The 10,928-nt window shown below is 71.6% G+C and carries 10 protein-coding genes and 1 pseudogene; 6 read left to right on the forward strand and 5 right to left on the reverse strand.

The window, feature by feature from the left end; genetic code table 11:
- Positions 1-48 precede the first annotated feature (48 nt).
- Positions 49-1,164 carry an ADP-ribosylglycohydrolase family protein gene (locus OG379_RS17075; protein ID WP_393758539.1) on the reverse strand — a complete coding sequence of 372 codons (1,116 nt, stop codon included), beginning with the start codon at positions 1,162-1,164 and terminating at the stop codon, positions 49-51.
- Between the two features lie 187 nt (positions 1,165-1,351).
- Complete coding sequence (locus tag OG379_RS17080) at positions 1,352-1,825, reverse strand: carboxymuconolactone decarboxylase family protein (RefSeq protein ID WP_393758537.1); 474 nt, start codon at positions 1,823-1,825, stop codon at positions 1,352-1,354.
- A 114-nt stretch (positions 1,826-1,939) separates the two neighbouring features.
- On the opposite strand from OG379_RS17080, the pseudogene OG379_RS17085 reads away from it, so the two are divergent.
- A pseudogene (locus tag OG379_RS17085) lies at positions 1,940-2,044 on the forward strand (SDR family oxidoreductase); the annotation flags it as partial.
- A 60-nt stretch (positions 2,045-2,104) separates the two neighbouring features.
- Here OG379_RS17085 and OG379_RS17090 read toward each other — a convergent pair.
- Complete coding sequence (locus tag OG379_RS17090; RefSeq protein WP_405663692.1) at positions 2,105-3,211, reverse strand: alkene reductase; 1,107 nt, start codon at positions 3,209-3,211, stop codon at positions 2,105-2,107.
- Positions 3,212-3,269: 58 nt separating this feature from the next.
- On the opposite strand from OG379_RS17090, the gene OG379_RS17095 reads away from it, so the two are divergent.
- The 4 genes from OG379_RS17095 to OG379_RS17110 all read left to right on the forward strand — a co-directional run bounded on the left by OG379_RS17095 (position 3,270) and on the right by OG379_RS17110 (position 6,602).
- Positions 3,270-3,644: a MerR family transcriptional regulator gene (locus tag OG379_RS17095; protein WP_405663695.1), complete on the forward strand. Its 375-nt coding sequence runs from the start codon at positions 3,270-3,272 to the stop codon at positions 3,642-3,644.
- A 55-nt stretch (positions 3,645-3,699) separates the two neighbouring features.
- Entirely contained in the window at positions 3,700-4,296 is a 597-nt protein-coding gene (locus tag OG379_RS17100) for a TetR/AcrR family transcriptional regulator (protein ID WP_405663697.1), read from the forward strand.
- Between the two features lie 80 nt (positions 4,297-4,376).
- Complete coding sequence (locus OG379_RS17105) at positions 4,377-5,660, forward strand: MFS transporter (protein WP_405668543.1); 1,284 nt, start codon at positions 4,377-4,379, stop codon at positions 5,658-5,660.
- A 15-nt stretch (positions 5,661-5,675) separates the two neighbouring features.
- On the forward strand, positions 5,676-6,602 hold the full coding sequence (locus OG379_RS17110) for an SDR family oxidoreductase (protein WP_405663699.1): 927 nt from the start codon (positions 5,676-5,678) through the stop codon (positions 6,600-6,602).
- 36 nt (positions 6,603-6,638) lie between these two features.
- Here the strand turns inward: OG379_RS17110 and OG379_RS17115 are convergent, their stop codons facing one another.
- Complete coding sequence (locus OG379_RS17115) at positions 6,639-9,215, reverse strand: bifunctional FO biosynthesis protein CofGH (protein ID WP_405663701.1); 2,577 nt, start codon at positions 9,213-9,215, stop codon at positions 6,639-6,641.
- A 120-nt stretch (positions 9,216-9,335) separates the two neighbouring features.
- Between OG379_RS17115 and OG379_RS17120 the strand changes: the two genes are divergently transcribed.
- Positions 9,336-10,112, forward strand: a complete 777-nt coding sequence (locus OG379_RS17120) for an HAD family hydrolase (RefSeq protein ID WP_405668545.1) — start codon at positions 9,336-9,338, stop codon at positions 10,110-10,112.
- A gap of 11 nt (positions 10,113-10,123) precedes the next feature.
- Here OG379_RS17120 and OG379_RS17125 read toward each other — a convergent pair whose 3' ends face one another.
- Positions 10,124-10,864: a FadR/GntR family transcriptional regulator gene (locus OG379_RS17125; RefSeq protein ID WP_356709873.1), complete on the reverse strand. Its 741-nt coding sequence runs from the start codon at positions 10,862-10,864 to the stop codon at positions 10,124-10,126.
- Positions 10,865-10,928: the final 64 nt, after the last annotated feature.

Consider the following 10,928-nt stretch of genomic DNA (forward strand, 5'->3'; position numbering starts at 1 on the left):
GCGGCGCCCGCCCACTTCTGCCTTCCCGGACCTCCGGGGAGCCTTCGCTCAGTCCCGCGGGTAACGGGCCAGCCAGCCCGGGGCTACCGCGGTCGGGCTGTGCAGGGCGGGCCCCTGGGTCATCTCCATCGCGAAGTCGTCGGAGAGTTCGAGAAGCGTCGAGCGCCCCTCCAACTCCGCCAGCCAGGCAGGCGGCAGCGCCGTCTCCCCGTGCAGCGCCCCGAGAAGGGCCCCGCAGACGGCCCCCGTGGCCGCGGACGGTCCGGAGTGGTTCACGGCGAGGCGCAGCCCGTGGCGTACGTCCTCGCCCACCAGCGCGCAGTACAGCGCCACGGCGAGGACCTCCTCCGCCGAGTCGGTGTCTCCCAGCGCCTCGATGAGGGCCGGCCCGGGTATCCCCTGGCGTACGGAGCCGAGGGCCTGCCGGAGCGCCTCGGTGACCTGCTCGTTGCCCGGACGCTCGGCGAGCAGGGCGAGCGCGTGCTGGACCGAGCCGTCCAGGGTCTCGCCACGGGCCAGGCCGTGCACCATGACGGCGAGGGCTCCGGCGGCGAGCTGAGCGGTGGCGTGGCCGTGGGTGTGGGCGGCGCACTCGACGGCCAGCTGGAGGACGAGCTGGGGCTCCCAGCCGACGAGCAGCCCGAAGGGCGCGGAGCGGGTGAGCGCGGCCGAGTCCCGCGCCGCGGGATTCTTGGGCACGGCGAGGGTGCCCATCGTGGCGTCACCGAAGCCGACGAGGCACTCACGGGTCGGGGCGCGGCGGGTGTACAGCCACTCCTCCCTGGCCAGCCAGCCGTTGTCCTTGCGGCGTTCGTCGGGTCCCCAGGCGCTCTGGGTGGCCGCCCAGCGCAGATGGGCGCGGTGCACGTCGGTCGGTGGATGCCAGGCGCCGGTGTCCCGGCGGACCTGGGCGCGGATGAGCCCGTCGACGGTGAAGAGGGTGAGCTGGGTGACGGCGGTGACGGCGCCGCGTCTGCCGTGCGCGGGGACGAAGTCGGCCACCCCGTCCACACCGTGGGCGGCGCGTATCGCCTCCAGGGTGAGCCCCGAGACACCCGCCCCGAGTGCGTCCCCGATGGCCCCGCCGAGCAGGGATCCCCGTACCCGCCCGCGGAAGTCCTGCTGCTGGGCACGGCCCCAGACAGCTGTGGTCCCTGTGCTCACCGTGCCCCTTCCGTCCGGCCCGCCGCCTGCGACTGCGCAAGCACTGTAATCGAACGGGAAGGAGCGGTTCAGGGGCGGAACGGAATGTACGGACTGGTACGCGAGAGCACTTCTGCGCGGCATTCCTCATGGTTTCCGGCCCGCGCCCCCGCGGCCGGGAGAGCGTCCCCGGCCGCGGGTGGCGAGGTCAGCCGAACATGCCGGGCCGGTAGCCGCCCGCGGGCTGCTGGACGATGACGTTCAGCCGGTTGTACGCGTTGATCACGGCGATCAGAGCCACCAGGGCGATGAGTTGGTCCTCGTCGAAGTGCTTGGCGGCGTTCGCCCACACGTCATCCGGCACGCCGCCGGCGGCGTCGGCGATGCGGGTCCCCTGCTCCGCCAGCTCCAGGGCGGCGCGCTCGGCATCGGTGAAGACGGTGGCCTCGCGCCACACCGCGATCAGATTGAGCCGGAGCGCCGTCTCACCCGCCTCCGTGGCCTCCTTGGTGTGCATGTCGGTGCAGAAGCCGCACCCGTTGATCTGGCTGGCGCGGATCTTGACCAGCTCCTGGGTCGCGGCGGGCAGCCCCGAGTCGGTGACCACCTTCCCGGCCGAGTTGATGTGCTTCAGGAAGTTGGCGGCGGCCTTGTTGCCGAAGAGGTCGAGACGAGCGTTCATGATCAGCTCCTGAGCTGTTGCCGATGCTTACACCCCCTCGACGAAGCGGCCCCGGCGAGATGTGACACGGCTGCGTGTGACCTGGGTCTCATCAGTTCTTGTCCTACAGGTCCACCGCGGGAGGTCGCGGCCCTGATCGCGTTCCTGCTCTCCGACGTGGCCGGAAACATCACCGGCGCCGACCTCGTCATCGACGGCGGCACGGTCAAGGCGCTCTGACGTCCTGCTGCTCCCCGGACGCGGAAGTCCTCCCGTACAGCCAGGACTTCCGCGCCCGGCTCAGCCCACGGTGCCCAGCGTCGGGTAGTCCGTGTAGCCCGTCTCCCCGCCCACGTACATCATGTACGCGTCCCGTACCTGGTTCACCGGGGCGCCCGTACGCATACGCCGGATCAAATCGGGGTTGGCGAGGAAGGGGCGGCCGAGCGCGATCACGTCCGCTCCGGCGGCCAGCAGCCGCTCGGCGTGGGCGATGCCGCCGTCCTCCGGGATGCGGTCCTTCGGCAGAACGGGGTTGGCGATCAGCGTGCCCTCCCAGTCCTTCCGGATCCGCTGGAAGACGGGGTCCTCCGGGTCGGCGTACCCCACGTGCAGATAGGCCAGGCCGGTCCCCGCCAGGGCCGCGAGAAGCGCCGGGTAGATCTCCTCGGTGTCGCCCTCCGCCATGCCGTTGACCGTGCTCCACGGCGACACGCGCAGGCCGACCCGCTCGGGACCGACCGCCGCCGCGACGGCCTCTGCCACCTCCACGACGAAGCGGATGCGGTGCTCCACGGGCCCGCCGTAGGCGTCGGTCCGCCGGTTGGTCCCCTGCCCCAGGAACTGGTGGAGGAGGTGGCCGTTGGCGCTGTGCACCTCGACGCCCTCAAAGCCCGCCTCGACGGCGTTGCGGGCCGCGGAGGCGAAGTCGGCCACGGTGGAGGCGATGTCCTCGGCGGTCATCTCGCGGGGCACGACCGAGGGCACACGCCCGGCCGGGGTGTGGATCGTCTCCGGCAGCGCGATGGGCGAGGGGGCGACGGGGGTCAGTCCGCTGGTGTCGGGATGGCCGGCGCGCCCGCCGTGCTGGATCTGGAGGAACATCCGCCCGCCCTCCGCACGGACCGCGTCGGTGACCCGCCGCCATCCCTCGACGTGGGCCGGGCTGTGGATCGCGGTGATGTTCGGGTACGTCTGCCCCACGGCGTTCGGCGTGGACGCCTCCGCGATGATCAGCCCCGCCGAGGCGCGCTGCGCGTAGTACGTGGCCATGAGCGGGGTCGGGACACCGTCGGCGGTGGCGCGGTTCCGGGTCAGCGGAGCCATCACGAGGCGGTGGGGAAGGGTGAGGGGGCCGAGTTCGACGGTCTCGAAGAGCTTCGCGGGGGAAGTGGCTGCGTTCGTCATGCCGGAACGGTAAGAATTGACACTGGTGTCAGGTTCAAGCCCCGGAGGCGAGGAAACCATGCGGATCGGCGAGCTGGCCACACGTACGGGCGTGAGCGAGCGCTCCCTGCGCTACTACGAGACCCAGAATCTGCTGGTGGCCGACCGCACCCCCGGAGGCCACCGCGACTACGCCGAGAGCGCGGTCGACCGCGTGATCCGCATCCAGGAGTTCTACGCCGCCGGGCTGTGCAGCTCGAAGATCGCCGAACTCCTGCCCTGCGTACGGGACGCGGACGGCGGCCCCTCCGAGATCGCCACCCCGCGCCTGGTCAGCGACCTCTCCGTGGAGCGCGACCGCATCGACAGGAAGATCGACGAGCTGCGGCGCTCCCGGGAGGTACTGGACGACGTGATCGCCACGGCGGCGGGTGAGACCCCGAGCGGACCCTGAACCGAGCGCCAAGCGTTCTGAATCGCTCAGTACAAAACGTGCTAGCGTGCTCCGCATGGCCCGACCACGCTTGTTCGACGAGGAACGCGCCCTCGATGCCGCCATGCGGCTCTTCTGGCTGCAGGGCTACGAGGCCACTTCCACACAGGACCTGTGCGAGGCGACCGGCCTGGGCCGCAGCAGCATCTACAACACCTTCTCGAGCAAACACACCCTGTTCGTACGGTCGCTGACGCGGTACCTCGACTCCATGACAGCCGGTCAGCACGCCCTCCTCGCGGACACGGAGCTCCCGGCCACCGCGCGCCTGCGGGCCCTGTTCACCTCCGTCATCGACACGGAGGAGTCCAACCGCCGGGAGGGTCGCGGCATCGGCTGTCTCGGCGTCAACACCAGCACCGAACTCTCGGGGCGCGACCCCGAGGTGGCCGAGCTCCTCCGCCGCGATCTGGAGCTCCGGCTCGCCTCCCTCGGTGACGTCATCACAGCGGGGCAGCTCGCCGGGGAGATCTCCCGCAGGCGCCGCCCCGACGACCTCGCACGCTTTCTGAACGCCGTCGTCGCGGGCATGCGCGTCTCCGCCCAGAACGGCGCCGACCGCACCACCCTGGAAGCCGTTGCCGACGGCGCCATGGACTCCCTCATCCCCTGACCCGCACACCCTCCGCACCGGGGTGCCGCACGGGCAAGTTTTGAACCGACCGATACAAAACCACTGAGGACGTGATACTCGTGCCGCGTGCCGTCTACATACTGGCCCTGGGCATCTTCGCCATGGTCACCAGCGAGTTCGTCGTCGCGGGGCTGATGCCGCAGATGGCCGAAGGGCTCGGCGCGTCCATCCCGGAGATCGGCTATCTGATCACCGTCTTCGCCGTCGCCATGGCGGTCGGCGGCCCCGTCCTGACCGTCGCACTGATGCGTCTGCGCCCCAAGCCCGCGCTCCTCCTGCTCTTCGCGGTCTTCCTGGCCGGCAACCTCATGGCCGCGACGGCGCCGACCTACGGCGTCATGGTGACGGCCCGGGTCGTCACCGGCGTCGCCTCCCAGGCGTTCTTCGGCCTCGCCGTCTCCGTGAGCTCGTCGCTGACCCGCGAGGAGGTCCGCGGCCGGGCCATCGCCGTGGTCATGAACGGCCTCATGCTCGGGACCCTGCTCGGCCTGCCGATGGCCACTTTCATCGGCGGCCGGGCGGGCTGGCGCGCGGCGTTCTGGGCCATCGCCGTACTCACCGTCGTCGCCGCCGCGGTCACCATGGCGCTGGTCCCCCGGCTGGACCGCCCCGGGAGCTCCGGCACCGGCACCTTCCGCGAAGAGGTGCGGGTCTTCCGGGCGCCCCGGCTGTGGCTGGCTCTCCTGACGAGCACCCTCATCATCGGCGCGACGTTCTCCGCGTTCAGCTACTTCAACCCGATCCTCACCGAGGTCAGCGGGTTCGACGAGGCCACCGTGCCCGCCCTGCTCATCGCCTACGGCGCTGCCACGGTCATCGGCAACCACGTCGTCGGCCGCCTCGCCGACCGTCGGACGATCGGCGTCCAGGTTGCCGGGCTGGCCCTCAACGCCCTGTTCCTGGCCGGCTTCGCCCTCCTGGCAGAAGCCGGCGCCGCCGCCGTGGCCCTCATGATCGGCATCGGCCTCGTCGGCGTCACGATGAACCCCGCCATGGCCACCCGGGTCCAGCGAACCGGCAACGCCGGGCCGCTCGTGAACACGGTGCACTCCTCCTTCATCACCCTCGGAGTCATCATCGGCTCTTCGGCAGGCGGCGCCCTCGTCGGCCTGTTCGGCCTGCGCGCGCCCCTGTGGCTCGGCGCCGCCCTCGCCGTCCTGGGGCTCGTCTCGCTCCTGCCACGAGCCGCTCGGCGCGGCAGCGTTCCCGTGGCCGTCCCCACCGACGGCCCAGGCCGCGAGTCAGCCGGAAAAAGGGGACACACGGTGTCGGGTATTGCGTCCAGCATGGTTTCACCGGTCGCCGGCGATGACATCCATGGACCGGGTCGTACAGCCGGATAGGACTCGAGGAGATTCATGCCCACCACATCGACACCGTCACTCCAAGGAAGGATCGCCCTGGTCGCAGGCGCCACCCGGGGCGCCGGCCGTGGCATCGCGGTCCAGCTGGGCGCGGCGGGTGCGACCGTCTACGTCACCGGCCGCACGACTCGGGACCGGCGCTCGGAGTACGACCGGCCCGAGACGATCGAGGAGACCGCGGAGCTCGTCACCGCCGCGGGCGGCACGGGCATCGCGGTGCCGACCGACCACCTGGTCCCCGAGCAGGTCCGTGCGCTGGCCGGGCGCATCGATGCCGAGCAGGGGCGGCTCGACGTACTCGTCAACGACGTCTGGGGCGGCGAGCGGCTGTTCGCGTTCGACAAGCCGGTCTGGGAGCACGACCTCGACGACGGGCTGCGGCTGCTCCGGCTGGGCGTGGAGACCCACGCGATCACCAGCCACTTCACGCTTCCCCTGCTGGTGCGGCGGCCGGGCGGGCTCGTGGTCGAGATGACCGATGGGACAGCCGCGTACAACGGAGCGAACTACCGCAACTCCTACTTCTACGACCTGGTGAAGAACAGCGTGCTCCGCATGGCGTTCGTCCTCGCCCACGAGCTGGAGCCGCACGGCGGGACGGCGGTGGCGCTCACCCCGGGCTGGCTCCGCTCGGAGATGATGCTCGACGCCTTCGGTGTGGCCGAGGAGAACTGGCGCGACGCGCTGACCGAGGTGCCGCACTTCTGCATCTCGGAAAGCCCGGCGTACGTCGGGCGCGCGGTCGCGGCTCTGGCCGGGGACCCCGGCCTCGCCCGCTGGAACGGCCGGTCGCTGTCCAGCGGGCAGCTCGCCCAGGAGTACGGCTTCACCGACCTCGACGGTTCGCGCCCGGACTGCTGGCGCTACCTGGTCGAGGTCGAAGGCGCCGGCAAGCCGGCCGACGCGACGGGGTACCGGTGACGGCCCCGTCGCGTCGGGCCGGACGAGAGAAGCCTCTCAGCCCTCCAGCACCGGCAGCAGCTCCGGCAGGTGTCCGTCCGATGCCGCCGCGGCCGTGACGCGCTCCTCCGGGACCTCGCCGTACAGCGTCGTACGCGGCTTCGCCGGCCGGCCCGCCAGGTCGGCGATGGCCACGAGGTCCTGGATCGAGCGGTACGAGCCGTAACTGGATCCCGCCATACGGGAGATGGTCTCCTCCATCAGCGTCCCGCCGAGGTCGTTCGCGCCCGAGCGCAGCATCTCGGCGGCCCCCTCCGCACCGAGCTTCACCCAGCTGGTCTGGATGTTGGTGATGTGCGGGTGGAGCAGGAGGCGGGCCATCGCGGTGACGGCCCGGTTGTCGCGGTCGGTGGGGCCCGGGCGCGCGATGCCCGCCAGGTAGACCGGGGCGTTGGTGTGGATGAACGGCAGCGTCACGAACTCGGTGAAGCCGCCGGTCTCCTGCTGGAGGCGGGCCAGCGTCCGGAAGTGGCCGAGCCAGTGCCGGGGCTGGTCGACATGGCCGTACATCATCGTGGACGAGGAACGCAGGCCCGTCTCGTGCGCCGTCCTGATGACCTCCAGCCAGTCGGCCGTCGGCAGCTTGCCCTTGGTGAGGATCCAGCGGACCTCGTCGTCGAGGATCTCCGCGGCGGTGCCGGGGATCGAGCCGAGGCCGGCCTCCTTGGCCGCGGTCAGCCAGTCGCGGATGGACATGCCGGTGCGGGTCGCGCCGTTGACGACCTCCATCGGCGAGAAGGCGTGGACGTGCATGCCGGGTACGCGTTCCTTCACCGCCCGCGCGATGTCGAAGTACGCGGTACCGGGCAGGTCCGGGTGGATGCCGCCCTGCATGCAGACCTCGACCGCGCCGACGTCCCAGGCCTGCGCCGCACGGTCGGCGACCTGGTCCAGGGAGAGGGTGTAGGCGTCGGCGTCCGTACGCCGCTGGGCGAAGGCGCAGAAGCGGCAGCCGGTGTAGCAGACGTTGGTGAAGTTGATGTTCCTGGTGACGATGTAGGTGACGTCGTCACCGACCACGTCACGGCGCAGGGTGTCCGCGATCCGGCACAGCTCGTCCAGCGCCGGCCCGTCCGCGTGGAGCAGGGCGAGGGCCTGGTCGTCGGTGAGCTTCGTGGGATCGTCGGCGGCCTGGCTCAGGGCCTGGCGTACGTCGGTGTCGATACGGGACGGCACCATGCCGGGGGCGGCGGCCTCCCTCAGGGCCTCCCAGTCGCCGTACACCTCGTCGAAGTCGTCGCGCCGGTCGCCGGTGCGGCCCTCGGTGTCGATGGTGCGGTGCAGGTCGGTGCGGCCGGACGAGCCGAACTCCTCGTCGGGTTCCTGCCAGGGCAGCCCGGCCGGGATCGCGCCCTCCTTCGCCAGACCCGTCTCCGGGTCGGCGAGCGCGCGCACGTGCGGCAGCAGGCGGGGGTCGAGCCACGGCTCGCCGCGTTGGATGAACTCCGGGTAGATGGTGAGGCGTTCGCGCAGCTGAAAGCCGGACTCGGCCGTGCGGGCGGCGAGTTCGTCGATGTGCGGCCAGGGACGCTCGGGGTTCACATGGTCCGGCGTGAGGGGCGAGACGCCGCCCCAGTCGTCGATTCCCGCGCCGATCAGCAGGGCGTACTCGGCGTCGACGAGATTCGGCGGGGCCTGGATACGCGCCGACGGGCCCAGGATGTGGCGGGCGACGGCGATGGCCGCGGCCAGCTCCTCCAGCTCCGCGTCCGGCATCCCGCGCATCGCGGTGTCCGGCTTGGCGCGGAAGTTCTGGACGATGACCTCCTGGATGCCGTGGTAGGCGCGGGCCGTCTTGCGCAGCTCGAAGAGGGAGTCGGCGCGCTCCTCGTACGACTCGCCGATCCCGATCAGGATGCCCGTGGTGAACGGCACGTTGGACCGGCCGGCGTCCTCCAGCACGCGCAGCCGGACGGCCGGCTCCTTGTCGGGGGAGCCGTAGTGCGGGCCGCCCTTCTCCGACCACAGCCGGGTCGCCGTCGTCTCCAGCATCATGCCCATGGACGGCGCGACGGGCTTCAGCCGCTGCAGGTCCGTCCACGTCATCACACCGGGGTTCAGGTGCGGCAGCAGCCCCGTCTCCTCCAGCACCCGCACCGCCATGGCCCGCACATACGCCAGGGTGTCGTCGTAACCCTCGGCCTCCAGCCACTCCCGTGCCTCGGGCCATCGGTCCTCGGGCCGGTCGCCGAGCGTGAACAGGGCTTCCTTGCAGCCCATTTCGGCGCCCCTCCGGGCGATGTCGAGGACCTCGTCCGGCGACAGGAACATCCCATGGCCCGCGCGCTTGAGCTTCCCCGGCACGGTGACGAAGGTGCAGTAGTGGCAGGTGTCCCGGCAGAGCCGGGTCAGCGGGATGAAGACCTTGCGGGAGTACGTGATCACTCCCGGCCGGCCCGCGGCTTCGAGACCCGCGTCCCGGACCCGGGCGGCGGACGCGGCGAGATCGGTCAGGTCCTCCCCCCGCGCCTGGAGCAGGACGGCGGCCTCGGCCACGTCGAGGGCGACACCGTCGCGGGCCCGCCGGAGGGCGCGCCGCATGGCGTTGGTCGTGGGGCGCTGAGGAACGGTCATGATCCGAGCATACGAGCGCGTCACTCCTTCCGGACCAGGGCCTCTTCCCCGCGTAACCGCCCCGTCGACACTGGCGCCTTGGCCGTTATGTCCCGCTTGCCCCGTAGGCTCGGGGAGGTGATGGAAACGATCGTCTTCGACATCGGCGAAACCCTCGTCCGCGACGACCGCCACTGGGCCTCGTGGGCCGACTGGCTCGGGGTCCCGCCGCACACCGTCAGCGCCCTGGTCGGCGCCGCCGTCGCCCAGGGCCGCGACGGCACCGACGCGTTGCGCATCCTGCGCCCCGGCATGGACGTCGCCGAGGCGTACCACGCACGGGCGGCGGCCGGGCGTGGCGAGCACCTGGACGAGACGGACCTCTACCCCGACGTCCGGCCGGCCCTGGCCGAACTGCGCGCGCTCGGCCTGCGGGTCGTCGTGGCGGGCGACCGGACGGCCCGGGCCGGAGAGCTGCTGCGGGCCCTGGACCTGCCGGCCGACCTGGTCGTCACCTCTGAGGAGTGGGGTGTCACCAAACCGGACCGGGAGTTCTTCGCCCGCGTGCTGGAGGTGTCGGGCGCCTCACCGGAGGCCACCCTGTACGTGGGGGACCACCCCGCCGACGACCTCTTCCCGGCGAAGTCGTCCGGACTGCGGGCGGCCCACATCCGCCGTGGCCCGTACGGACATTGGTGGGCGGACCACCCGGACGTCATGGAGACGGCGGACTGGCACATCAGCGCCCTGACCGAACTGCCGGGACTGCTGGGCGGAACCACACGGCGGAGGCCGGCCCCGGGCCGAACCGAGGAACCCGCACCGCGCGAGGAACCCACGTCGCGCGAGGAACCCGCACCGCGCGAGGATTCAGCCCCGCCCGAGGGTTCAGCCCCCTCCGAGCATGTACGGGCCTGAGCTCCTGCGCCCTACTCGTCGGACCCCCGCAGCGAGAGCCGCAGCCGGTCGCTGGCCAGCCTCATGTGCTCGGCCATCGCCGCGTCCGCGCCCTCCGGGTCCCCCGCCCGGATCGCGTCGAGCACGGCCCCGTGCTCGTGCAGCGTCCCGCTGACCGTGCCCTCGATGTCTCCCGCCCGCTCCATCCACACCTGGAGCAGCGCACGGATGGAGTGCAGGATGTCGCTGAGCACCGTGTTGCGGGCGATGTTCGCGGTCTCCAGGTGGAAGGCGATATCGGCGTCGATGAACGCCTTGACGTCCGTCCCCGCCTCCCGCATCCGCTCCAGGTGCTCCTCCAGGCGCTCCACGTCCGCCTCGGACGCCCGGTCCGCGGCCAGCCGCGCCGACATGCCCTCCATGAAGGTGCGGACCTCGACCAGGTCCTGGGTGCGGCGCTGACCGAGCATCAGGCCCCAGTTGATGGCCCGCGGCAGGAACTCCGAGGTCCCCTCACGGACGTACGAACCCGAGCCGGGCCTGATCTCGATGATGCCCAGGACGTCCAGCGCGGACAGCGCCCCGCGCACGCTGGACCGCGCGACGCCGAGGGCGTCGGCGAGCTGGCGCTCGGCGGGCAGGCGCGTGCCCGGCTTCAGGTTCCCCTCGGACAGGTGATCAAGGAGCCGCTTGGCCACCTCACTGACCGAGGACTCCCGTACGACGGGGCGCAGAAGTGACGTGAAATCGGGCGCTTCGGGCTGCGTGGACACGCTGACCAGTACATCAGACGGGGCGGCGGAACCCCGGAGCGGGCGGACGATAACGCGCTCATCG

Origin of the sequence: Streptomyces sp. NBC_01166, from assembly GCF_045039765.1 — a bacterium.
Lineage (GTDB): Bacteria > Actinomycetota > Actinomycetes > Streptomycetales > Streptomycetaceae > Streptomyces.